The sequence below is a fragment of the Corynebacterium pseudopelargi genome (genome assembly GCF_003814005.1).
GTDB classification, from domain to species: domain Bacteria; phylum Actinomycetota; class Actinomycetes; order Mycobacteriales; family Mycobacteriaceae; genus Corynebacterium; species Corynebacterium pseudopelargi.
This window is the reverse complement of record NZ_CP033898.1, coordinates 552200-576324: the sequence shown is the minus strand read 5'-3', so window position 1 is coordinate 576324 and position 24125 is coordinate 552200. Positions and strand designations below refer to the sequence as shown.

23 protein-coding genes are annotated in these 24125 nt (G+C 59.2%); 9 read left to right on the top strand and 14 right to left on the bottom strand.

Annotated features, from left to right (window positions below):
- Positions 1 to 34: 34 nt before the first annotated feature.
- The 5 genes from CPPEL_RS02750 to CPPEL_RS02730 are packed head-to-tail and all read left to right on the top strand — an operon-like array spanning position 35 to position 2116.
- Positions 35 to 382: a phage holin gene (locus tag CPPEL_RS02750; RefSeq protein WP_123959704.1), complete on the top strand. Its 348-nt coding sequence runs from the start codon at positions 35 to 37 to the stop codon at positions 380 to 382.
- 7 nt (positions 383 to 389) lie between these two features.
- Positions 390 to 863: a hypothetical protein gene (locus CPPEL_RS02745; protein ID WP_123959703.1), complete on the top strand. Its 474-nt coding sequence runs from the start codon at positions 390 to 392 to the stop codon at positions 861 to 863.
- Complete coding sequence (locus CPPEL_RS02740) at positions 860 to 1225, top strand: hypothetical protein (RefSeq protein ID WP_123959702.1); 366 nt, start codon at positions 860 to 862, stop codon at positions 1223 to 1225. The genes CPPEL_RS02745 and CPPEL_RS02740 overlap by 4 nt, the downstream gene beginning before the upstream one ends.
- A 5-nt stretch (positions 1226 to 1230) precedes the next feature.
- The gene (locus CPPEL_RS02735) at positions 1231 to 1692 is read left to right on the top strand and encodes a hypothetical protein (RefSeq protein WP_123959701.1); all 462 of its coding nucleotides are present in this window, start codon (positions 1231 to 1233) and stop codon (positions 1690 to 1692) included.
- Positions 1661 to 2116 carry a hypothetical protein gene (locus tag CPPEL_RS02730; protein ID WP_123959700.1) on the top strand — a complete coding sequence of 152 codons (456 nt, stop codon included), beginning with the start codon at positions 1661 to 1663 and terminating at the stop codon, positions 2114 to 2116. Before CPPEL_RS02735 ends, CPPEL_RS02730 begins: the two co-directional genes overlap by 32 nt.
- Before the next feature lie 52 nt (positions 2117 to 2168).
- On the opposite strand, the gene CPPEL_RS11090 is transcribed toward CPPEL_RS02730, so the two are convergent.
- The 5 genes from CPPEL_RS11090 to proB form a co-directional block, all read right to left on the bottom strand.
- On the bottom strand, positions 2169 to 2330 hold the full coding sequence (locus CPPEL_RS11090) for a hypothetical protein (protein ID WP_164470356.1): 162 nt from the start codon (positions 2328 to 2330) through the stop codon (positions 2169 to 2171).
- A gap of 254 nt (positions 2331 to 2584) precedes the next feature.
- Complete coding sequence (nadD, locus tag CPPEL_RS02725; RefSeq protein WP_123959699.1) at positions 2585 to 3247, bottom strand: nicotinate-nucleotide adenylyltransferase; 663 nt, start codon at positions 3245 to 3247, stop codon at positions 2585 to 2587.
- A complete protein-coding gene (locus tag CPPEL_RS02720) occupies positions 3211 to 4470 on the bottom strand; it encodes a glutamate-5-semialdehyde dehydrogenase (RefSeq protein WP_123959698.1) in 1260 nt (419 codons plus the stop codon). The genes nadD and CPPEL_RS02720 overlap by 37 nt, the downstream gene beginning before the upstream one ends.
- 18 nt (positions 4471 to 4488) lie before the next feature.
- Complete coding sequence (locus tag CPPEL_RS02715; RefSeq protein ID WP_123959697.1) at positions 4489 to 5397, bottom strand: D-isomer specific 2-hydroxyacid dehydrogenase family protein; 909 nt, start codon at positions 5395 to 5397, stop codon at positions 4489 to 4491.
- Between the two features lie 75 nt (positions 5398 to 5472).
- Positions 5473 to 6603: a glutamate 5-kinase gene (proB, locus tag CPPEL_RS02710; RefSeq protein ID WP_123959696.1), complete on the bottom strand. Its 1131-nt coding sequence runs from the start codon at positions 6601 to 6603 to the stop codon at positions 5473 to 5475.
- Positions 6604 to 6786: 183 nt separating this feature from the next.
- Here proB and CPPEL_RS02705 point away from each other — a divergent pair, with 183 nt between their 5' ends.
- Both CPPEL_RS02705 and CPPEL_RS02700 read left to right on the top strand, forming a co-directional pair.
- Positions 6787 to 8676 (top strand): YhgE/Pip domain-containing protein, encoded by a 1890-nt coding sequence (locus tag CPPEL_RS02705; protein WP_123959695.1) that lies wholly within the window; start codon positions 6787 to 6789, stop codon positions 8674 to 8676.
- 149 nt (positions 8677 to 8825) lie between these two features.
- Entirely contained in the window at positions 8826 to 9944 is a 1119-nt protein-coding gene (locus CPPEL_RS02700; RefSeq protein ID WP_123959694.1) for a poly(ethylene terephthalate) hydrolase family protein, read from the top strand.
- Positions 9945 to 9967: 23 nt separating this feature from the next.
- Here the strand turns inward: CPPEL_RS02700 and obgE are convergent, their stop codons facing one another.
- From obgE to ndk, 5 genes are all read right to left on the bottom strand, one after another.
- Positions 9968 to 11485, bottom strand: coding sequence for a GTPase ObgE (gene obgE / locus CPPEL_RS02695; RefSeq protein WP_123959693.1), 1518 nt, complete (start codon positions 11483 to 11485; stop codon positions 9968 to 9970).
- 96 nt (positions 11486 to 11581) lie between these two features.
- Positions 11582 to 11842, bottom strand: a complete 261-nt coding sequence (rpmA, locus tag CPPEL_RS02690) for a 50S ribosomal protein L27 (RefSeq protein WP_123959692.1) — start codon at positions 11840 to 11842, stop codon at positions 11582 to 11584.
- 42 nt (positions 11843 to 11884) lie between these two features.
- On the bottom strand, positions 11885 to 12190 hold the full coding sequence (rplU, locus tag CPPEL_RS02685; RefSeq protein WP_123934923.1) for a 50S ribosomal protein L21: 306 nt from the start codon (positions 12188 to 12190) through the stop codon (positions 11885 to 11887).
- A 167-nt stretch (positions 12191 to 12357) separates the two neighbouring features.
- Positions 12358 to 14940: an Rne/Rng family ribonuclease gene (locus tag CPPEL_RS02680; protein WP_245990528.1), complete on the bottom strand. Its 2583-nt coding sequence runs from the start codon at positions 14938 to 14940 to the stop codon at positions 12358 to 12360.
- 374 nt (positions 14941 to 15314) lie between these two features.
- Positions 15315 to 15725 (bottom strand): nucleoside-diphosphate kinase, encoded by a 411-nt coding sequence (gene ndk / locus CPPEL_RS02675; RefSeq protein WP_123959690.1) that lies wholly within the window; start codon positions 15723 to 15725, stop codon positions 15315 to 15317.
- Between the two features lie 80 nt (positions 15726 to 15805).
- Here ndk and CPPEL_RS02670 point away from each other — a divergent pair, with 80 nt between their 5' ends.
- Together CPPEL_RS02670 and CPPEL_RS02665 are read left to right on the top strand one after the other, a co-directional pair.
- Complete coding sequence (locus CPPEL_RS02670; protein WP_123959689.1) at positions 15806 to 16729, top strand: pirin family protein; 924 nt, start codon at positions 15806 to 15808, stop codon at positions 16727 to 16729.
- A 3-nt stretch (positions 16730 to 16732) separates the two neighbouring features.
- A complete protein-coding gene (locus CPPEL_RS02665) occupies positions 16733 to 17641 on the top strand; it encodes an ornithine cyclodeaminase family protein (protein ID WP_123959688.1) in 909 nt (302 codons plus the stop codon).
- A 67-nt stretch (positions 17642 to 17708) separates the two neighbouring features.
- On the opposite strand, the gene CPPEL_RS02660 is transcribed toward CPPEL_RS02665, so the two are convergent.
- The 4 genes from CPPEL_RS02660 to CPPEL_RS02645 form a co-directional block, all read right to left on the bottom strand.
- Complete coding sequence (locus tag CPPEL_RS02660; protein ID WP_123959687.1) at positions 17709 to 19127, bottom strand: cation:dicarboxylate symporter family transporter; 1419 nt, start codon at positions 19125 to 19127, stop codon at positions 17709 to 17711.
- Between the two features lie 355 nt (positions 19128 to 19482).
- Positions 19483 to 19908 (bottom strand): DUF4233 domain-containing protein, encoded by a 426-nt coding sequence (locus tag CPPEL_RS02655; protein WP_123959686.1) that lies wholly within the window; start codon positions 19906 to 19908, stop codon positions 19483 to 19485.
- A complete protein-coding gene (gene folC, locus CPPEL_RS02650; RefSeq protein ID WP_123959685.1) occupies positions 19905 to 21380 on the bottom strand; it encodes a bifunctional tetrahydrofolate synthase/dihydrofolate synthase in 1476 nt (491 codons plus the stop codon). The genes CPPEL_RS02655 and folC overlap by 4 nt, the downstream gene beginning before the upstream one ends.
- Positions 21377 to 24079 carry a valine--tRNA ligase gene (locus CPPEL_RS02645; protein WP_123959684.1) on the bottom strand — a complete coding sequence of 901 codons (2703 nt, stop codon included), beginning with the start codon at positions 24077 to 24079 and terminating at the stop codon, positions 21377 to 21379. Before CPPEL_RS02645 ends, folC begins: the two co-directional genes overlap by 4 nt.
- Between the last annotated feature and the right edge of the window lie 46 nt (positions 24080 to 24125).

Here is a 24125-nt window from a genome sequence, read left to right as displayed (position 1 = left end):
TGTGGCGGTTTTTATGCCCTTTAGGAGGCAATTCATGTTTGACCAGATCCGTAACACTATTCCCGCTTCGAGCCGTGGCACCCTCTACGCCGTGGTGGCAGCACTCGCCCCTGCCCTGATCGCCTGGGGTGTGCTGGGTGAAGAACAAGCCGCTGCTGTGGTGGGTGTCCTCACCGCCGTGGTCACCCTCGCTTTCGCTGTGGTGCACTCCACCAGCTCCGTGCGCACCGCCATCTATGGTGTGGTGGCTGCTGTGACCGCTGCGCTTGCCGTGTGGGGTTATGGTGACCCCGCCCAGTGGGACACCATCCTCGGTATTGTCGCCCCAGCACTTGGCATGGGCGTGGCTGCTGCTAACACCCCCGTGGTTGAGGAGGGGTGAGCCAATAATGCCGATTGAGCACCTGCCGATGCGTTGGCGTCCTGCTGCAAGGCGGGTGCGCCAATGGGCAATGACAGACAGCATGGCAGCACTCATACTCGGTGTTGGCATGCTGTTACGCGGCTGCTCGTATATTCCCGGTATTTTGGGTGCCCCACCCACCGGGGGTTCGCACCCTGCTGAGGGCACGTTGCCGATTAGTGCTTGGGGGTGGGTGTGGATCACCACCGGCACCGCGTGTGTTGTGTTGGCGTTTGTGCGCGCCCCCCGGTGTGAAGCAATTTTCCTCTCTATCGGTGTTGGCCTGCATGTGCTGTGGGCGTGCTCATTTTTGACCGCTGCGCTATCCGGCGAATCACCACGCGGCTGGGTGTCCAGCTTGTCCTACTTCATGGTGGCGTTTTTGGCGTTGTGGGCGATCTGGCGCGGTAAGCGCGGCGATGCACCGATGGAGCGTGACTACAAAGGGGGTGGGGAATGAGCGGATCACTCATTAATGTGCTGCTCGCTGCTGCTGTGCCGGGTGCGTTTTCTATCTGGGTGGCCTGGCTGAACCTTCGATCCAAGCAAAAATCAGACGCGCAATCAGCCCAAGGTGACTATTACCGGGGGTTGGAAACCCGCATTGACGCTTTGCAGTGCCGCATGGACGAACTGCAAGCCAAACTGGATGAAGAAATCGAGAAACGCCGCGTGGCGCAGGATCGAAACTTCATGCTCAAACGCGCTTTGCAGCAGTATGTGGCGTTTGCTCAGGCGATTCGGCAGTGGATTGACAATGGCAGTATCCCGCCCCCACCGGAAGCCCCGACGGCTAATATCTCTAAACTTTTGGAAGGATAACTACCTTGACTACCGTAATCTGTCGTTTTGTGGGTGTGGACTCCGCGCCGGGTGAGGGCACCGCCCGTATCCAGGTGAAAACTGCGCATCCTGGTGTGGATGGCATGGTGGTGCCATCCTGCATGGAAACCCCCATCGTGGATGGTGTCGCCAAGTTCGTGGGTGTGCAACCCGGACAGGCTGAAATCACCATCACCCCACCCACCTCCCAGCATTGCCACACCTACGCCTCGTGGCAGGTGACGATCCCCCAGGCGGAGGAAATCACCCTGGTGGAACTCACCTCCGGTGGGGATTGGGAACCACCCCAGGTAACCCAATTGCAGGCCTCGTTGGCTGAAGCGCGTGAGCTGCTCGCGAACCTGCCTGATGGTGACACCCTCGGCAACCAAATCAAGGCCGTGGAAGGGCGCGTAGACGCCTTGGAAAACAAGGTTGAGGAATACCTCAACACCCCCCCCCTCTGAACCAGTAGACGAATGGGAAGAATGGGAAACCAGCGACATTCTGGTGTATGTAAGCTACAACAATTTTGAGAAAGCCGACTTCTGCACCGGAACTCTCACCGTGAAATTCAACAGTCAACATGTGTACTACAAGTTGTCTGCGAAGATCACCGATGAGGAAGCCATGGAGGCCTACCGAAAAAAACAAGAAATGTCGAGCGATCGCGTTGATGGGCATATCGGTGTGTATGTCGATATGGGCGAGATCCTTGAAAAGGTTGGTAAAAACGCGCTGCCAATCCCGCTAAAGACGCCTTGGAACAGCCCCGGCTATGCGCTGATCGGTTTAGATGGTCGCCATGCTGTTTTCTACATGCCGTTGGCTGATGGTAATCACCAATTCCATGCGTACTACTCCCCGAACACCGAAGTGAGTTACGCCTAACCCCCGTGCCCTGCTGCCTCCGCTTGTGAGGTGGTGGGGCACCTTTTTGCGTTTAGGGGTCTAACACTAGGTCAAGTGGGTGGCAATCCAACGCCACGGCTGCGAGCCTCAGCAAGGTTTCATCATCTGGATTGGTGGGGATAAGCGCGATCATTTGGGCGCGTAACTGTTGTCTCGTGCCTTCCCAGGTGAAGCAGTCGGTGCTGATCTTCATGTGAGCATTGTGGCCTTCTTGGGGTGAAAGAAAACAGCCCCCTCATGCACGATCTTGCTGGCGCATGAGCCGGTGACTGTGTTTATGGCACCCACTCTAGCACCCGTGGGGTGGTGGGCGATCCCGCAAAAATCCCGCACCCCGCATTGGAGCCACTGGACTAGCTGGACTCACTGGACTAGCTGGACACCTGCGACCAGCACAAACACCAAAACCCCAGCACAGAAACCCCCAGTCCTAACTTTTCGCAAAAGTTAGGAGGGGGTGGGGTCTAAGTCATCGTCGGCGCCGCAAGGCGAATACAGCTTCCGCTTATTGATGTACTGCACCACCCCATCGGGCACGAGATACCACACTGGCATGCCGTTTTTGGCTCGTGCGCGGCAATCTGTGGATGAGATGGCCATTGCTGGCACTTCGATGAGTTCTACGCGGTGTTGGAAGCGTTGGGGAATATTGCTTTCTTCGAGTACGTATCCGGGTCTGGTGACGCCGACGAAGGTGGCGAGCTCAAACATTTTTTCCCAGTCTCGCCAGGATAGGATTTTGGCTAGTGCGTCGGCGCCGGTGATGAAGAATAGTTCTGCGTTTGGGTATTGGCTTTTGAGGTCGTTGAGGGTGTCGATGGTGTAGGTGGCGCCTTGGCGTTCGATGTCGACGCGCGAGACGGTGAATTGTGGGTTGCTTGCTGTGGCGATCACCGTCATGAGGTAGCGGTCTTCTGGTTCGCTTACTTCGCGGTCGGCTTTTTGCCAGGGTTGGCCGGTGGGGACGAATACGACGAGTTCGAGTCCGAAGCGTGCGGCCACTTCGCTTGCGGCTACGAGGTGGCCGTGGTGGATGGGGTCGAAGGTGCCACCCATGATGCCGATGCGTTTGCTCATGCGCGGGTGTGCCCTTGGCCTTCGAGGATCCATTTGCTTGTGGTGAGTTCGGGCAGTCCCATTGGTCCGCGTGCGTGGAGTTTTTGGGTGGAGATGCCGATTTCTGCGCCCATGCCGTATTGTTCGCCATCGGTAAAGGCGGTGGATGCGTTGATCATGACGGCTGCGGCGTCTACGCCTGCTGCGAAGGCTTGTGCGGTGGCGGTGTTGCGGGTTGCAATGGCCTCGGTGTGGCCGGAGCTGTAGCGCCTGATGTGTTCGATGGCGCCGTCGAGGTCTTCGACGATTTGGGCTGCGATGTCCATGCTGAGGTATTCCTCTTCCCAGTCGCTGGCTTCGGCCTGGATGATGTTTTCTGCACCGATTGCTTCTAGCTTGTCGACGTCCCCATGCACCTTCACCCCGGCGTCTTGGAGGGCGCGGATGATGCGCAATTGTTCGGTGGCTGGCAGGCCTGCGTCAATCAGCACTGTTTCTGTGGCATTACATACGGAGCATCGGCGAGTTTTGCCGTTGAGCAGCATGGCGATGGCTTCGTCCATATTGGCGTCGCGGTCGACATAGAAGTGGCAATTACCGGTGCCGGTTTCGATGGTGGGCACGGTAGCTCCTAGAACTACGGCCTCGATCAGCTTCGCACCTCCTCGAGGAATCACTACATCCACAAAACCGCGGGCGGTAATGAGCTCTTGGACGCTCTCGTGGTTTTCGCAGGGCAAAAGCTGCACGGTATCTGCGCTCAAGCCGTGTTCTTGCACCACTGCTTGGAGCAGCTCTACCAGCTTGGTGTTGGTGTGCACGGCTGATTTGGAGCCGCGCAGTAGCACCACATTGCCGGATTTTAAGGTCAGGCCAAAGGCATCCACGGTGACGTTGGGGCGGGCCTCATACACGATGCCCACGACCCCAAGTGGGACTCGGACTTGGCGCATGAGCATGCCGTTATACATCACGCCGCCACCGATGACTTCTCCAACGGGATCAGGCAGCCCTGCCACCAGGCGCAAACCACCGGCGATGCCGGCGATGCGCTCGTGGTCGAGGCGTAGACGATCTAAGAGGCCCTCGTTTAACCCGGCGTGCTCGCCTGCGCGCAGGTCTTGTTCATTGGCTTCTAAGATTGCCTCGCTGTGCTCAAGCAGGTACTCGGCTGCTCGTTCAAGCAGGGCGTTTTTCTCGCTGCTTGATAATGCTGCGAGCTTCGGTGCTGCTTTTTTGGCGGCTTTGGCGCGTTCTAATACCGTTGGCTGTTTCATACCGCCTTAAACTAGCAGCTAGTAGCCTTTCGCGGGTTCAACTTCGGTGAGCATCGTTTCACCTTGCGCGAATCGACGCGCGTTTTCTACAAACAGCGGGCCTAAAAGGTGCTGCATTCGCTCGCTGGTGTTGGCCACATGGGGTGTGATCAGCACATTGTCCATCTGCCACAAAGGGTGCCCATCGGGCAGCGGTTCGGGTTCGGTCACATCAAGGGCCGCACCACCGATTTGGCCTTGTTCCAGGGCAGCTACTAAATCCTCGGTGCACACCAGCCCGCCTCTGCCAACATTGATCAGCACCGCGTGGTTGGGCAGTTGTGCGAAGACGCTCGCATTGACCATGTGCTCGGTCGCCTCTGTCAGTGGCGCAAGGAGCACCACATAATCGGCCCTGGGCCAGACTTGCTCTACCTGCTCGATGCTGAAGGTTTCATCGGCGCCTTCGACGGGCTTGCCGCTGGTGTTCACGGCGATGGTGTGCAGTGGGAATCCGGACACAAACTCAAGCAGGCGGCCAGCGATACCGCCGGCGCCGATGATGGCGAGCGTTTTATCGTCGTAAAGCCAATTGGTGTGCTGATCTGGCAGGGGGCGAATGCCCCAAGACTTGGCGTTGATAATCGCCGGGTACTTATGCCCCACCGCAAGCAACATGGCAAGGGTGGATTCGGCCACCGTATCGGCATAAAGGCCTGCGGCATTGGCCCAGCGCACTCGGGCATCCAGCACGCCTTGTTTGCGCAGCGCATCCATGCCGGCGAAAGCGACCTGCACATATTGGATATTCTCCGGCAGCTCGGGAAAATCCTCGGTGCCGTTAAAGACGAGGAAGTCGGCTTGATCCAACTCAACTTCCTCGTGGCCGGCGTCGATCAAAGCTTGGGCTGGCATATCCCAGCGTTGTGGCATCATGGCAAATTTCATGGCAGCGCTCCTTAAGGTTTTTTAAAACGATCAGGCAACCCAACCAGGCCTTAGAACCGTGCAGCCTGGAAGGTGTTAGGCGCGCGAACCAGACAGGTAATCGGCGTGCACCACTGGTCGCTGCATGCCCTCAGGTAGGTCTGCGGATTGCTTGCCCACCATGCCAACGAGGGTATCGGAATCATAGGCCACCTCGCCGCGGCCGATGATCTGACCTTCAGGGCCTAGGATCTCCACAATCTCTCCTGAGTGGAAATCACCAATCACCTCGGTAATGCCCACCGCGAGTAGAGAGTTACCGCCTTGTTGGATCGCACGGACCGCGCCGGCATCAATTCTTAGGCCACCGCCTACATCGGCGGCGTATAAGGCCCAGAACTTCCAGGCAGAGAGCTTATTTTCCTCCGGGTAGAACACCGTGCCCACATCGGCGCGATCGAGCGCATCTTCAATGCGAGCGGTCGCCGTGAGCAATACCGGGATCCCTCCGCGGGCTGCCAGGCGCGCAGCAGATACCTTCGAGGCCATGCCTCCGGTGCCAACCACGCCCCCATCACCTGCCACCACACCTTCTAAGTCGCGTGCGTCTCGGACTTCGCTAATAAAGTGGGCGTTGGGGTCGCTGGGGTTGCGGTCGTAGAGGCCATCGACATCAGAAAGCAGCACGAGCGCATCGGCGGCGATGAGGTTGGCGGCGATGGCGGCCAGCCGGTCATTATCACCGAAGTGCATTTCGGAGGTGGCCACGGTGTCGTTTTCGTTAATGATGGGCACGCACCCTAATTGGCGCAGGCGGTCGATGGTGCGCTGGGCATTGCGGGCGCGTTCGCGCACGCCTGCGTCTGCGGCGGTGAGCAGCACCTGGCCGGTGGTGCGCCGATAGCGCGCGAAGGAGGCTCCCCAAGCGTTGGCCAGGTGGACTTGCCCAACACTGGCGGCGGCTTGTTTGGTGGCAAGATCTGCTGGGCGTCGGTGCAGGCCAAGGGGTTTGAGCCCGGCGGCGATGGCGCCGGAGGATACGACGATCACATCGGAGCCTTTGCCCATGCGTGTTTCCAACGCGTCGACGATGCGGTTGATCCGCTCGGGGCTCACGGCAAAGTCTTCGCCTGTTAGTGAGCTCGAACCAATTTTGACCACCACCCTTTTGGCAGCAGCAATGTGGTGGCGGAGGTCTTGGGGGTTTCCCGACGCTGCGAAAGTCATAAATTGAAATTCTAATCCAGGCGCTTTGGGGGCGTGGGGAGGCGTCGAAAAGCTTGAGCTGCAAAAAGGTTTTGCTTTTCCCTCCAATAGATTATTAAGATTTAGCAGACAAAATTTATAGTGTGCCAAAAGCAAACTACTAGCCCTTCCCCTCATCTGACCTCGCACTGGAGTTTTTTGCGCATGAAAGACACCGCCACACCCGCCCCCTCACGCAAGCGTGCACTGCTGATCCGATCGATCATCGTGACCGTCCTTGTGGCTCCACTGCTGGTCACAGCCGCTTTCATGTGGTCGCTTTGGGATCCCTCCCACTACCTCCAAAATGTGCGCATGGCCGTAGTTAATGAAGATGCCGGCGCCCAAAAAGATGGCCAGAAGGTCAATTTTGGCGACGACGTGGTCGAAGGCCTACTCGATACCAGCTACATGGACTTCACCGAACTATCTGCCGAGGACGCCAATGCGGGGCTGCGCGATGGCGACTTCATGGTGGTGCTGTCGATTCCAGAAGAATTTTCCCAGGAAGTAGCCAGCGTGATCGACGAGCACCCCAAGCAGCCCGAAGTGGTGATCTCTTTTAATGATCAATACGGCACCAACACCCCGCTGCTGACCTCCGGGCTTGTGCCGGGAATCCAAAAAGGTATTGCCAAAGGTATCGCCGAAGGCTACAGCTCCGAAATTCTCGGCGGCATGAATCGCCTAGGCGCTGGCCTGAAACAAGCCGCCGATGGCGCCAAACAACTCGACGATGGTGCCGCGCAATTAAAGGCCGGAACCGCACAAGGCCTCGATGGGGCACAGCAACTCAAAGATGGCTCCTCACAGCTTTCCGACGGAGCCACGCGACTCGACCAGGGCATGAGCCAATTGCTCGATGGCACCAATCAACTTGGCCAAGGTGCCGCCCAAATTGACGCCGGCGTAGGCCAGCTCACCGACAAAGTGATCCCCCTGCTCCAGCAAGCCGGCACCACCGTGGAGATGCTCAAGCCCATCGCCGATCAGCTCGACATGCTCGGCCTGCACGCCCAAGCACAACAAATCCGCGATCGAATCTCCGTGCTGGATACCTCCAACCCCGATGCGCTGGCGAACCAGCTAGCCAAGCTCAAAGACGGCACGGCGCAAATGAGCTACAACCTCAATGATCCCGCCGCGCCGTACCTCCAAGGTGCCCTCCAGCTCAAAGATGGCACCTCGCAGCTTGCCGACGGAGCCGCGCGCCTCGACGACGGCATGGGGCAGCTTCTCGACGGCACCCACCAACTCGACGCCGGCGTAGCCCAACTCAAAGACGGCACCGCACAGCTCGACGCGGGCCTAAGCGAAGGCGCGCAACAAGCACCAGAGATTAAAAATATCGAGGCATCCTCACACCAAATCGCCGTACCCGTGGCCTATGAGGAGGACTACCGCCACGCAGTACAAGAGCTCACCGACGAACACGACCCAACCTCCAAGGTGCTCTCCGGCGGCGTGACCATGATCCTCATCCTCGTCTTCGGTTACCTGCTCATGGCGCTGGTAAGCATGCTCGCCCCGCACATCTTGGGCACCCGCAAGCACACCTCCACCCTGGCCGCGGTACTGGCAGGGTTTGCCGTAGTAGGCGCCGGCAACACCGCCTTGCTGGGCCTGCTCACCGGCGCAGGCATGGCAGCCGGCTTCCACATCGCGCACATCGGTGCCTACTGCCTTGCCATGGTGCTCATTGCAGCCCACGGCACCAGCATCTTCCAATTCCTCCGCCTAGCCTTTGGCAGGCTCGCAGGCGGCGCACTGGCACTGGGCTTTTTCGCCTACGGTGTATTTGCCTTCGGTGGCGTCTGGCCCATCCAACTCACCCCGGCCCCCATGCGCGCCATGCACAGCCTGCACCCCATGACCTACGCCAAGGACGTCTTCGTGCGCACCGTGGACGGCAACTTCGATAGCACCTACTACATCGCAGTGGCAGTACTCGTGCTCAGCACCATCTTCTTTATCGCGCTTTCGGTGTTCGCACGCAATTACAAACTCCGCAAAGCCAGCGAAGATCAACAACAAGCAGAGCTCATCCACAGCTAACTTCGCCACGGCCGGTTCAACTACCAGCCCTACAAACCCCAACACCCACCGCCTAAAAAACCACCCCCAGTGGCCACAGGCGGTGGGTACACTAATGCTGCCTTCAAATAATCCTTTTCATTTCCCCCTCTAGAAGAAGGAGCCCTCCCGTGGCAGCCTCTCGCACCCGCATCGCCGCAGGTCTTCTCGGCGCAACACTCGGACTCAGCCTCGCAGTGCCAGCCAATGCCATCGACCTCGGCATCACCCAAGGCCTGACTCCCCTCACCGATGCGCTCAACTCCATCGAGCAACCAGCCGAAGACATCGCCCCCACCGTCCCAGCCCCGCTAGAAGAAATCGGGCTCACCGGCACCCGCATCACCGCACCCTATGAACAAGCGCCCGGAAAAATCCGCGAAACCTTCGGCGCACCCGGTTCGCACCCAGTCGCTTCTACCGTGCCCACCATCGACTGCGCCCCCATCTACGCGCTCTACAACCAAATCTTGCGCTTCAACCACGGCAACAACGTGCCACCGGAGTGCTACGGCGTTACCCCCGAAGGACCCAACCCCGCCATCGGCTTCCAATTCATCTACCCCACCGACCTCGCCCAAGGCCAACGCGCACCACTGATCGTGCTCTCACCCGGCATCGGATCCGAACCCGGCATGGTGCACCACCACGCCGAGTTCTACGCCTCCCACGGCTACGTCGTCGCACTCGGCTACAGCGTGGCCAACTGGTTTGGCGAGCAGATGAATATCGCCGCACTTGGCGCCAACCAAGCAGACCTCGACCCCCAAAGCCCCCTCTACCAACGCATCGACTTTTCCAAGATGTTGCTCGTCGGCCACTCCGCCGGCGGCGGATCAGCACTGCGCGAAGCCGGCATGATCGACAAATTGCTCCAATCGACCGGCCGCACTGAAGCAGCGGTCCTCGGCGCAGTGGGCATCAACCCCGGCCCCTCCGACTTCGGGCTCGCCTCTCCCCCATCACCAGTACCCACCCTGGTGCTAGCAGCCGAACACGAATCACTCGTGCCCTGGCCTTTATCCAAGATCGCCTATGACCGCGCCACCGGCCCGAAGTGGTGGGCAATCGTACGCGGCGCCGAACACGGCCTCTACCTGGACGCAAGCGACGTCAGCATCTACGACTCACTCGTAATCTCCTTCGCCGACTACACCATTCGCCACGATCCCGAGGCGGCGAAGGTGTATGTGGGGCCAGATAATTGGCTCTCGAAGGATTCCGAGCTTCGCGACGTCACCTCCTCCTAACTTTCTATAAAAGTTAGGAGGGGTTAGCCCTGCCAGCGTTCACGATCCGCCTCCTGGCCATCGCCAAAGTCGTACTCATCAATGAGTCCGCGGCGAGCCTGGGAGGCGCGTTTGCGTTCTGCGGCAGAAACGCGGGTATTGGGTGCCAGTCGGGGGTCGGTGCCACGGCCGGTCAGAGGCGTTTCGGCGCCTGCGCTCATGGTGGGTTCCCATTCGAATGACACTTCACCGATGGTGACGGTGCAGCCTGGGCGCGCGCCCGCTTTGAATAGGGCGTCTTCGACACCCATGCGTGCGAGCCTATCGGCGAGGTAGCCCACGGCTTCGTCATTTTCGAAGTCGGTTTGGATGATCCAGCGGGTTGGGCGCTCGCCAAGGACGATGTAGCCGTCCTCGATTTCTGGGTCTTCGATGATCTCGAAGTCTTGGCGTTGCTTCTTGGAACGCTTATCCACGGCCTCTGGTCTAAGGATTTGGCGAGGTTGCGCCTCTGGTGCCGGGCGTTGTGCGCGCGCTTGGGAGACTAATTCCATCAGCTTGTAGCGCAGTGGCTCCAGGCCTTGCTGGGCTACTGCGGAGATGATGAAGACGGGCCAGCCAAATTGTTGCTCGAGGTCTTCTTTAAGAAATTCGGCCAATTCGCGCGCTTCTGGGATATCGGCTTTGTTCAAGATGATGATGCGCGGACGTTCACGCAGATCCCCTAAGCCGGAATCTTGATCCAGGTCGGATTGGTAGGCAGCAAGTTCTGCTTCCAGCGCTTCAATATCAGAGGCCGGGTCGCGCCCCGGTTCTAAGGTGGCGGTATCCACGACGTGGGCAAGCACCGCGGTGCGTTCGATATGCCTTAAGAAGTCCAGGCCGAGGCCCTTGCCTTCGGAGGCGCCCGGGATCAGGCCTGGCACATCGGCGATGGTGAAAGATTCGTGGCCGACGTCCACCACGCCGAGGTTGGGCTGGAGGGTGGTGAAGGGATAATCGCCAATCTTGGGCTTGGCGGCAGACATCACCGAAATGAGCGAGGATTTACCCGCCGAGGGGAAGCCCACGAGCCCCACATCGGCCATGGACTTTAATTCCAGCACCACATCGTGCGCCTCGCCGGGCTCGCCTTTGAGCGCAAAGCCTGGTGCTTTGCGGGCAGCAGAAGCCAAGGCCGCGTTGCCGAGGCCGCCGTAGCCACCTTTGGCTGCGATGAATTCCATGCCCAGGGTGGTCATATCGGCCAGCACGTTGCCATCGGTGTCGAGCACCACGGTGCCTACTGGCACGTCCAAGATGAGGTCTTCGCCGCGGGCACCGTTGCGGTGATCGCCTGCGCCGTTGGCTCCACGCTTGGCGCGCAGGTGGGGGCGGTAGTGCAGTTCCAGGAGCGTGTGTACCTGGTCGGACACTTTGAGGATGATGTCGCCGCCGTGTCCGCCGTTGCCACCGTCTGGGCCGCCGAGGGGCTTGAATTTTTCGCGGTGGATGGAGGCACAGCCATGGCCGCCGTCGCCGGCCTCGAGGTGTAGCACTACGCGGTCGATGAATCGCGCCATGGTGTTTCCTTTCTTAACTTTGCTGAAAAGTTAGGAGAGCACCGACCCCCGGAAGGTGCGGTGCTCTCCTAAAAAGTGTTGCTTTGCGTGAAGCGTTTAGACCTCGACGGCCTCAACGATGTTCACGGTGCGACGGTTGCGCTTGGTGGCAAACTGCACGGAGCCTGCCTTGAGCGCGAACAAGGTGTCGTCGCCGCCACGGCCGACGTTCTCGCCGGGGTGGAACTTGGTACCGCGCTGACGAACGAGGATTTCACCTGCGTTCACGCGCTGGCCACCGAAGCGCTTGACGCCTAGGCGCTTTGCCTCGGAGTCACGGCCGTTGCTGGAGCTGGATGCACCCTTCTTGTGTGCCATGTGGTTTCCCTCCTAAAAAGGTCTTGCGTAAGGCCGTGTGGCTTACTTGATACCGGTGATCTTCAGCAGGGTCAGCTTTTGGCGGTGTCCCTGGCGCTTCTTATAACCGGTCTTGTTCTTGTACTTCAGGATCTTGATCTTCGGGCCTTTGACCTGCTCGACGATCTCAGCGTTGACGCTCACCTTAGCGAGCTCATCGGCCTTGGTGGTCACATCGGCGCCGTCGACGAGCATGATCGGGGTGAGTGCAACGGTCGAACCCTGCTCACCCTCGATCTTCTCGACCTTGACGAGGTCACCTTCGGCAACCTTGTACTGCTTGCCGCCGGTCTTGACGATCGCGTACATACGAGGGCTACCCCTTAATCTCTACTCGGCTCAGGCATCCGGTGATATTCCAGCCGCCTGAATGGTGTTTATTGGTTTCCTAAGCTGTTCAACGCGCAGGCACAAACCTGCGCAAAACAGCGACTGTCAAAGACTACCCTTTAGCACAGCCGATTGCCAAACTTGGCTTATCGACGTGCCCTGCGCGTCGCACGCCGACGGCCCCGCCGGGGGTGCTGCACCTGGGAAGTTTCGGGCTTTTCCTGCTCAGGGCTTTGCTGTTGCGGGCGCGCTGCCTGCTGGGGCTGGCTGCGTCGAATAGCGCGACGACGCCCCTTGCGCGAAACCACCTTCACCTCCGGGGTGTGCTCCTCCTGCGGAGTTGGGGCAGCAACCTTCGGCTCGGGGGTGTCCGGCTTAAAATCTTCAGGCTTTGGCTCGTGGTCTGAGCGGGAATTGCCACGCACGCGCCGCTTGCGCCTCGGGGAGGCTTCAAATTGCTGCTTCGCCTCCTCGTAGGTGCCAGGCAAATGATCGCGGCCTGAAGGCTCATCGGGCTCTTCTGCCTCGGCCTTATCCAAAGCGGCGTGAGCAATTTCCTCGGCGCTGGCCTTTGGAGCTTCGCTGCGCTGGGTGCGACGGTTGCCGCGGCGCTTGCGCTTGGAACGCTTCGTAGTTTGTTCCTCCTGCTCTGCGTCATCTTCTACCAGCACGACGGCGCTGGCGAGCTCTTCAAGGGTGGGCTTGTCTTCTTCTTCCTTGTGCATGGCCACCACGGCGGGGTGACGCTTGGGATCCTGGTGGCGCACGCCATGATCGTGCTTCTTGCGGGCCTTCTTCGGCTCTTCTACTTCCTCGATGGGGTCATCGTGGATGATCACGCCGCGGCCTTCGCAGTGCTCACATTCGGTAGTGAATGTTTCAAGCAGCCCGGTGCCCAAGCGCTTGCGGGTCATCTGCACCAAGCCGAGTGAGGTCACCTCGGAGATTTGGTGGCGGGTGCGGTCGCGCCCGAGGGCTTCGGTGAGCCTGCGCAGCACGAGGTCTTGGTTTTCAGGCAAGACCATATCGATGAAGTCCACCACGATCATGCCGCCGAGATCCCTCAAGCGCATTTGGCGCACGATCTCTTCTGCGGCTTCGAGGTTGTTGCGGGTAACCGTTTCTTCCAGATTGCCGCCAGCGCCGGTGAATTTGCCGGTGTTGACGTCGATCACTGTCATCGCTTCCGTGCGGTCGATCACCAGGGTGCCGCCGGATGGTAGCCATACCTTGCGCGAGAGCGCCTTTTTGATTTGCTCATCTACGCGGTATTCCTCGAATGCATCGCGACCATCATGTTCGCTGCGGTCGAAGTGCTCGAGGCGCTCCAGTAGTTCTGGTGCCACGGACTGCACATAGGCGTGCACGGTATTCCAGGAGCGTTTGCCATCCACGATGAGTTTGTGGAAGTCCTCGTTAAAGAGGTCACGAACCACCTTGACCAGCATGTTCGGCTCTTCATAGAGGGTGACAGGCTGCGAGGATTTGGCTTCGCGCTGCGTTTCGGCACGCTGGGAAAGCTGGTTCCACAGCGTATCCAGGCGCTTGACGTCGGCTGCGATTTGATCCTCATGCACGCCTTCGGCGGCGGTGCGGATAATGGCTCCACCATGTGCCGGCATGACTTCTTTGAGGATCTTCTTTAAACGCGAGCGCTCCCCTGCCGGCAGCTTGCGCGAAATGCCCGCAGAACGCCCACCGGGGACGTAGACGAGGTAGCGCCCGGCCAAGGAAACCTGCATGGTCAATCTCGCGCCTTTATGGCCCACTGGGTCCTTGGATACCTGCACCAGGACTTGATCGCCTGGGTGGAAGGCTTGTTCAATTCGGCGCCCGCGGCCACCAAGGCCTAGGGAACGCCAATTGACTTCACCGGCGTAGAGCACGGCGTTGCGCCCCTGGCCGATATCAATGAATGCGGCCTCCATCGAGGGCAGCACATTTTGCACGCGCCCGAGGTAGATATTGCCCACCATCGAGGCCTGCGTTTCGCTGGTAACGAAGTGCTCAACCAGCATGCCATCTTCTAGCACGCCCACCTGGGTCACCGTTCCTGGGTGATCTGTACGCTCGCGCTCGCGCACCACCATGGTGCGCTCTACGGATTCACGTCGCGCGAGGAACTCAGCTTCGGAAACGATATGGCGCTTCTTTCGCTGCTCGTCGCGCATCTCTGCGCGGCGGCGGCGCTGGGCTTCCAGGCGAGTAGAGCCCGCGATGGCTTTGGGCTCTTCAATCTGCTCGACTTCTTCGCTGCGCTCTTCTTGTTTACGCCCACGTCCGGTTCCGCGGCGGCCGCGGCGACGCTTCTTTGCTGCGGTGTCTTCGTCTTCTTCCTCGGCTTCTTCTACCACCTCAAGTGGCTGCGGCGGCATAAACACCGGGATGGCGGCAGCGACAGGGGCAGGCTTTTCCACCTCAGCCGGGGCAATGATCGGCGCCTGCTCCGGTGGGGTGACGACCTCTGCTTCGAGTTCGCGATCAACTTTTTGCTTGATCTGCTCGATTTCGTTTTCTACGTTCTTTTCCACGCGGTGACGCAATTTATCGTCATCGCCGGGTGTGTGCCCATCGCCTGCAAGGTGATCGAGCAAACGGGTTACTTCTGCCGGGGTGAGTGCTGCTTGGGCCACCTTGACAATGCCGATGGCGTGCAAAGCCTCAACCACATAGGGGGAGGTGGCATCAAGCTCGCGGGCCAAGGCCCAGACGCGAGTTTTTTCTTCGATGCCTTCACGATCGAATTGCTTGGCTTTTGCTGCAACTTGCTGTGGGTCTACCGCCTTGGGTTCAGGGCGAGTTCTTGGGCGACCTGGTTTACCTTGAGCCACGTGCCTTTAGCCTTCTTTCATCTCTTCGGCGTCCCGGGCGCTGAACGATGCACTGTGGTTGATCGCCGCCGCCGCGCAGGTGCCGTGTTGTTGTAGTTGTAATGGAAAAACTCAAGCGTGATGTTCTGCGATCTCGCCTGCGTACACACAACAGGTGGAGCGAAGCATCAAAGCTTTCCCCCGTATTCTTCCATACCCCCTGCCCAACAATGCCAAACGGCACCACCTTGAAAAATTGGTGGTGCCGTGGGGTGTGCAAAAAGATTGCTGCTTTAGAGGTTCGGGAACCAGATGCTGATCTCGCGGGCAGCGGATTCCTCGGAATCGGAGCCGTGGACCACATTGGAGGCCACCTCAAGGGCGAAGTCGCCGCGGATGGTGCCTGGGGTTGCCTTGGATACCGGGTCGGTGCCACCGGCAAGCTGGCGCCAAGCCTCGATGGCGCGAGGGCCTTCCACCACACCGGCGATCAGCGGCGCGGAGGTGATGAACTCCACGAGCTCACCAAAGAAGGGCTTATCGGCGTGCTCTGCGTAGTGCTTTTCTGCGGTTTCGCGGTCGGCCACGCGCAGATCCAAAGCGGCCAGTTTGAGGCCCTTGCGCTCAATGCGGGCGAGGATCTCGCCTACCAGACCGCGCTCAACACCATCGGGCTTAATCAGAATCAGGGTACGTTCAGTCATGTTCAGTTACTTTAGCCAAAGCAACCGAAACAAAGCTTCGGTGGCTACCCCCGAACGTCGAAAAGCGCAATAATGATGCCATGACCGCAATCGAGCGCATCACCTCACGCAAAGTCCCCCTCGGCGGACCACGCGCCATGACCGTCCACCGCACGCTGCCGCACAGGCAACGCCCCACCATCGGCGCCTGGTGCTTTGCCGATCACTACGGCCCCGATGAACTCACCATGGACGTGCCCCCACACCCACACACCGGGCTGCAAACGGTGAGCTGGCTTTTCGAAGGTGAAATTAAACACGATGATGCCGGCAATAACCACGCCATCGTCCACCCCGGCGACCTGGTAATCATGACCGCCGGCCACGGCATCTCACACTCCGAAGTATCCCAATCCACACGCCTGCACGGGGTGCAACTATGGACGGTGCTGCCAGAAGAACACCGCGACAGCAGCCGCCGCCTCGACGTGTACAAAGTGCCACGCACCGAACTCGACTGCGGCTACGCCCACGTATTCCTCGGCTCCCTACTAGGCCAAGAATCCCCAGTGCAGACCTTTACTCCCCTGCTCGGCGCCGAAATCGTGCTCAACCCAAAGGCCACACTCCGCCTCGAACTCAACCCAACATTCGAACACGGCGTGCTCGTTGATACCGGCCGCATTGACATTGAAGGCGAACACATCGCCCCCACCGAGCTGGCCTATATGGGCATTGGCGAAGATCACTGCACCATCAACAACACCGGCGATCACCAGGCGCGCATCGTCATCCTCGGCGGCGAACCCTTTGAAGAGCCCTTCGTCATGTGGTGGAACTTCATCGGCCGCAGCCACCAAGAAATCGCACGCTACCGCGAACAATGGCAGCACCAAGACCCCCGCTTTGGCAGCTTCGAGGGCTACCAGGGCAAAGGGCCTGCGTGGCTTCCCGCACCCGCCCTGCCCAACGCCGAGATGCGAGCGCGCGTGCCGAGCAAACCGCGAGCACAGGTAGAAAGGTAAGGCATGAAGGTTTTTGATTATGCAGAGGTTCAAGCAACGATCTCGCCCGCCCGCGCCCTTTCCCTCCTAACTTCCGCCCTAAAATCAGGAGTGGAACCGGCCGAGGATCCAGCGCGCAGCATCACCGCCGTGCCAGCCGGCCAAATCCTTTCCATGCCCGCCTCCATCCCCGGTTGGGCTGGCGCGAAAATCATTGGTTTGGCTCCCGGCAACACTGATTTGCCCAGGATCGATGGCACCTATGTGCTTTTCGACGGCCAAACGTTGCAGCTTCAAGCCATGATCGACGGTGTGGCGCTGACCAATATTCGCACGCCCGCCGTCAGTGCGCTCGCGGCCTCGAAGCTGCTGGCACCCGGCGCGGTGGACAAGCTGGTGGTGTTTGGCACCGGCCCGCAGGGGGTTGGCCATGCCCGTGCGCTGGCGGATTTGCGTGAGGTGCGCGAGTGCGTGCTGCTTGGCCGCGATGCACAAAAGGCGCAGGCTGCCGTGGAAGAGTTGGCGCAGATGGGCATTCAGGCGCGTGTTGGCGAGGTCTCCGATATTCGCGACGCCGATGTGATCGTGTGCGCTACTTCTGCTGGCTCTGCCCTGTTTGAGGCCGCAGATGTGCGCGATGATGTGTGCGTTTTGGCTATCGGTTCCCATGAGACTGATCGTCGTGAAGTACCGGCCGAATTGATGGGGCGTTCGCTCGTGGTGGTCGAAGATGTGACCACTGCCCTGCGCGAAGCCGGCGACGTGGTGATGGCGATTGAGGACGGTGCGTTGGCCGAATCTGAGCTTCGCACGTTGAAGGATTTGGTGCTCGGCGAGGTCGAGGTGGACTACACCAAGCCGCGCGTATTCAAAGGCACCGGCATGAGCTGGGAAGATTTGGCTGTTGCTGTGGGCATGATGAGCACGCAGTAGCGTTTCCACGAAGCGCAGCACCCTCAAAGGATCAGTGCGATCCTTTGAGGGTGCTTGCTATGGGCAGCTAGTGGCTGTATTTGTCGATGTCTACCTGCGGCGTTGGTTGCAATTGGCCTGCCGGGTCGTTGCTCACGGTGGGGTTGTGCATATCTACGTGGGTGTCATCGGGCATTTCCTCATAAGGAATCTTGCCGTCGAGCACGTCGTAGACGCGCTGGCGATCCACGGTGTGGGTCCACTTGCCTACCAGCAGGGTGGCAACGGCGTTGCCGGAGAAGTTGGTAAGCGCACGGGCCTCGGACATGAAGCGGTCGATGCCGACGATGATGCCCACGCCGTCGAGAAGCTCGGGGCGATGCGATTGCAGGCCGGCGGTCAGCGCAGCTAGGCCACCACCGGTCACACCTGCGGCACCCTTGGAGGCGATGATCATAAACAGCAGCAGTGCGATCTGCTCGCCCATGTCCATGGGCTTGTTCATGGCATCGGCAATGAAGATCGAGGCCATGGTGAGGTAGATGGCGGTGCCATCGAGGTTGAAGGAGTAGCCGGTGGGCACGACGATGCCGACGGTGGACTTGTCCACGCCCACGTGTTCCATCTTGCGCATCAAGTTAGGAAGGGCCGATTCAGATGAGGAGGTGGCCACGATCAGCAGGAATTCACGGGCTAGGTACTTGACCAGCTTGAAGATGTTAAAGCCGGCGAAGATCTTCAAGATCAGCCCCAACACCACGAACACAAACAAGAAGCAGGTGATGTAGAAGGCGACCATGAGGATGGCCATCTGCTTCACGGATTCAATACCCGTTTGGCCAACCACGCCGGCGATGGCACCAAAAGCGCCGATGGGGGCGAGCCAGAGGATCATGTTGAGGATCTTGAAGGAAAGCCGCTGCAGGTGTGCGATGGCACCGAGGATGGGCTCGCCACGCTTGCCCATGGACTGCACAGCAAAGCCGGTAAGCAAGGCCACGAAGAGCACCTGCAGGATATTGCCGCTGGTAAATGAGGAGAAGATCGTGGTGGGGATAATACCCAGCAGGAAGTCGATGGTGCCGTGGCTTTCGGCGGCATTCTTTGCCACGAGGGAATCGGCGGCTCCCCTAGAGGCCTCGATATTTAATCCGGAGCCGGGTTGGATGAGGTTGCCTACCACCAGGCCTACGGCAAGCGCGAAGGTGGACATGGTGATGAAGTAGGCAAGCGCCAAGCCGCCTGCTTTGCCCACGGTGGCTGCGGCGCGAACGGAGCCGATGCCGAGCACGATGGTGCAGAAAATCACCGCGGGGATCATCATGACGATCAGATGCACGAATGCGGTGCCGAGCACTTTGAAGCCCTTGGCGGCGTCCGGTGCCACGAGTCCGAAGATGATGCCTGCGATCACGGCGATGATTACGCCGATGTAGAGCCAGTGGGAGCGGTCTTTGTGGCCACCCTTTGGCTCTGGGATTTTGGGGGAACTGGAGATTTTTTCCATGCTTGTGCTTGTGCCTTTTCCCTTGAGATGTGGAGCACTCGGTTACACCCGCGCTCGGTTTCAGCGGGCTACCTCCACCGCCCAAAAGACTAAAGCTGGTTTAAGGCGCTGAAAAAACCGCTGTGCCTGCGAAAACCCCCTGGCGCATCGATGCGTATGAAACTGTTTGCAGGCGCTTGGGTTTTAGCAGCTTCTGACGTGGCGTTTTTCCGCCCACACACCTGCAAATCCAAACATTTACTAAAACGCAACATGTGTCTTTTGGGGTGAGCTAAAAGTTTGATATAGGCGAAAACGGCTGCTCCTAAAGTAAAAGCCTTCCTGCAATGAGGAAGGCTTCTACAGGCTTTATCAGCTACATGTGCTGGGTGGTAAGCAGGCCACGCTTCATGCGCTCAATTAAGTTCTTGCGCAAGTAGAACAAATACCACCACACGGCGATAAAGATGATGGCCATGATGCCCATGGAGACGTGCACAAAGAAGCCAAGCAGTGCAAAGACTTGGATGCCGATATTGGCCTTTACAGCCCAGGAAAAGCGCTGCATAAAGCTCAGCAGCAGCATTGCGGTGGCAACGGCGGTGACGTACACCCAGTTGAAGGTGGTCCAGTAGGCTCCGCCATCAACGCGCAGGATCACGGTGAGCACCAGATAAAAGGAGATCGACTCCATCATCATGGTGCCTGCCATGACCCCTCTCAGGCCTTTCATCGGGTCCTTGGCCGGAGCATGGCCTGGGCCTAGCGGGCCGTATTCGATGGGTTGCTCGGACTTGCTCATGCGGGGTCCTTTCCAAACAGCGTGCGGGCTTCCCCGGCGGTGACCACCGAGCCAGTAATGATCACACCGGCACCGGATTGAATATCGGTATCTTCGGCCAATTCCACCGCCAGCTCTACTGCACCGGGCAAGTAGGGCTCGACGTGGACGCGTTCTTCGCCAAAAACCTCGCGGGCATATTCGGCAAGTTCCTCGGCCTCTAAAGCCCGAGGCGAGGAGTTTTGGGTGCAGACCACCTCGGCAAGATAAGGCTCTAGGGCCTCGAGCACGCCGCGGGCATCTTTATCACCCAGCACGCCCACCACACCGACGAGCCTGGAAAACTCGAAGTCGCGGTCAAGGGCCTCTCCTAAAGCCTTGGCACCATGAGGATTGTGGGTGGCATCAACGAAGATGCTCGGGGTGGTGCGCACGCGCTCTAGGCGCCCTGGAGAAGAAACGGTGCCGAAACCTTCTTGGACGGTATTCAGATCCAGCGGCTTGCCTGGGGCTGCGCCAAAAAAGGCCTCCACGGCAGCCAGGGCCACGGCAGCGTTGCGCGCTTGGTGCGCACCGGATAGTGGCAAGAAGATATCTTCATAATCGCCGGCGAGGCCACGCAGCGTGAGCTGTTGGCCACCCACGGCAATCTGGGATTCAACGACCCCAAATTCTTGGCCGAGACGAGCCACGGCAGCGTCAACGGAGACGGCTTGTTCCAAAATCACGCGCATCGCAGCCGGATCCTGATCGGCCACGATGGCGATATTTTCCGGAGGCGTGAGCAGATCATCGGCATCCCAGCGCGACTTGATAATGCCCGCTTTTTCCGCCGCGATCTCCTCGATCGTCTCTCCTAAGTATTCGGTGTGATCAGTACCGATTGGGGTGATCACGGCAACATCGGCGGAGATCACGTTGGTGGCATCCCAACGCCCACCCATGCCCACTTCCACCACGGCCACATCGACGGGCGCGTCGGCAAAGGCTGCATAGGCCATGGCGCTAAGCACCTCGAATTTGCTCATCTTCGGCCCGCCTTCGGCCTCCGATTTGGCATCGATCATCTCCACATAGGGCTTGATCTCTTCCCAGGTGCGCACATAATCGCGCGGATGAATGGGTTGGCCATCAATGGCGATGCGCTCGGTTACAAGCTGCAGATGGGGGCTGGTGGTGCGCCCAGTGCGCCGGTGAAAGGCGCGCAGCAGCGACTCGATCATGCGCACCGTGGAGGTTTTGCCATTCGTACCGGCAATGTGGATTGCCGGGTAGGCGCGCTCGGGATTACCGAGTAAATCCATCAAGGCCTGGATGCGATCCAAGGTGGGGTCGATTTTTACTTCAGACCAGCGTTGATCAAGTTCGGCCTCCACTGCTGCAAGGGCCGCTAGATCTTCTTGCGTGATCTCTTCGCTGGGCACCTCGACGTGCTTATCGTTGACGTCGATAGGCAAGGAAAGCCCGGTGGCGTCGAGTTCAACTTCGCTCATGCAAGCTCCTTTAAGCGCGCGGAAATGCGCTCGACTTCATCCTGAGCCACCTTCGCACGCTGGCGAATCTTTTCCACCACGGCCTCAGGAGCCTTGGCCAGGAAGTTCTCATTACCGAGCTTCTTGGCGGTGGTATCGACTTCCTTTTCAGCTGCGGCAAGGTCTTTTTCTAGGCGCTTGCGCTCTGCTTGCTTGTCGACGGTCCCCGACGTATCCAACGCCACCTCAAGCGGGCCTTCTGCAAGGCGAACCTCGATGCTCGCGCTGGCAGCAAACCCATCCTCGGGCTCGTCCACGCGGGCAAGGGAGCGCACCAGGGCTGCCTGCTGCTCAAGGTCGGCGGCTGCGAAGTCAATGCGAGCGGGCACACGCTGAGAAGGCTTCACGCCCTGATCCGAACGGAAGCGGCGCAGCTCGGTGACGAGCTTTTGCACATCGTCCATGCGCTTGGCTGCACGCTCATCGCTGGCAGCTCCACCATTGGTGTGCTCTGCACCCGGCCACTGAGACACCACGAGGGATTCCTCACCAGTGAGGGCCTTCCACAGCACCTCGGTAACAAAAGGCATGGAGGGGTGCAGCAGACGCAAGATGGCGTCGAGGGCATTGCCCAACACGATCTTGGTGTTCTCGCCTTGGACGCTTTCACCCTCGCGCGGGATTTGCACCTTGGCAATTTCGAGATACCAGTCGCAGAATTCACCCCAGGTGAACTGGAAGAGCAGCTCATTAGCCTTGGCAAATTGATAGCGATCTAAGTAATCATCCACCTGCTGGCGCACCTGCTCGAGGCGATCGAGGATCCAGCGGTCGGCATCGCTTAAGTCCTCGCGTGCGGGCAGCTCACCGGTGCGAGCACCATTGAGCAGGGCGAACTTGGTGGCGTTAAAGAGCTTGGTGGCAAAGTTACGAGAGCTCTGCGCTGCGTCCTCGCCCACCGGCAAATCCACGCCGGGGTTCGCGCCACGCACGAGCGTAAAGCGCAAAGCATCGGCACCGTAGTCGCGCACCCAGTCCATGGGGTTAATGCCATTGCCAAGCGACTTGCTCATCTTGCGGCCATGCTCATCGCGAACCAGGCCGTGCAAGAAGAGATCGTGGAAAGGAATCTGAGGGCGGCCATCCTTGCCATCACCAAGCAGCTCGGGGGTGTTCAGGCCTGCGAAGGTGCCGAACATCATCATGCGAGCAACCCAGAAGAACAGGATGTCGTATGCGGTAACGAGCACCGAGGTGGGATAGAACTTCTCTAGCTCCGGGGTCTTATCCGGCCAGCCAAGGGTGCTAAAAGGCCACAGAGCTGAGGAGAACCAGGTGTCTAACACGTCCGGGTCTTGCTCGTAGCCAGCCGGGGGCTGCTCGTCTGGGCCGCAGCAGACCACTTCACCATCAGGGCCGTACCAGATGGGAATGCGGTGGCCCCACCACAACTGACGCGAAATGGTCCAGTCGTGCATATCGTCTACCCAGTCAAAGTAGCGAGGCTCAGAACTTGACGGGTGGATGGTGGTATCGCCCTCGCGCACAGCATCGCCGGCCATCTTGGCCAATTGCTCTACCTTGACAAACCACTGCAAGCTCAAGCGGGGCTCGATGGGCTCACCGGAGCGCTCCGAGTGACCAACGGCGTGCACATAGGGGCGCACCTCCTTAACAATGCGACCCTGCTTAGCCAAAGCCTCGCGGATTTTCACGCGAGCCTCAAAGCGATCCATGCCATCGAACTCAGTGCCGGTATCGGCGATGCGGCCCTTGGCATCCATCACGATGGGCATGTCCAGGTCGTGGCGCTGGCCCATGGCGTAGTCATTGGGGTCATGGGCCGGGGTGATCTTCACCGCACCGGTGCCGAATTCTGGATCGACATAGTCATCGGCGATGATCTTCAGCTCACGGCCTTCAATAAAGGGGTGTGGCAGGCTGGTACCGACCAGCTCGCGGTAGCGATCATCATCGGGGTGAACGGCCACGGCGACGTCGCCAAGCATCGTTTCTACGCGCGTAGTGGCAACGATGACGTGGGGTTGATCGTCGACAAGCGAACCATAGCGAATCGAGACCAACTCACCTTCAACGTCCTTGTGCACCACCTCAATATCCGAAACGGCAGTTTCAAGCACAGGAGACCAGTTAATCAAGCGATAATCGCGATAAATCAGGCCCTGATCAAACATCTGCTTGAAGATGGTCTGCACCGCACGAGACAAACCCTCATCTAAGGTGAAACGCTCACGCGACCAATCCACCGAATCGCCAATCGCACGCATCTGCTGACCAATCGTGCCACCATACTCGCGCTTCCAGGCCCACACATGCTCAATGAACTCCTCACGAGAATAATCCCAACGGGACTTACCCTCGCGCTCCTTCAACATCGCCTCAACCTTCGACTGCGTAGCAATGCCAGCATGATCCATACCCGGCAACCACAGCACCTCAAAGCCCTGCATACGCTTACGACGCACCATCGCGTCCATCAACGCATGATCCAAAGCATGACCCATGTGCAACTGGCCAGTCACATTCGGCGGCGGCAACACAATGGAAAACGCCGGCTTCGAACTGCTGGCGTCGGCGGTGAAATAACCCGCATCTACCCACGACTGATACAGATCAGCCTCGTGGTCTTGGGGCACCCAAGATTTTGGCAGGCGGGTAGCGGGGTCGGATGGATTCGAAGCATCAATGTTGGCAGTCACTCCCCTATCCTAACTTTTGCCAAAAGTTAGGAGAAAAGCGCCCGCA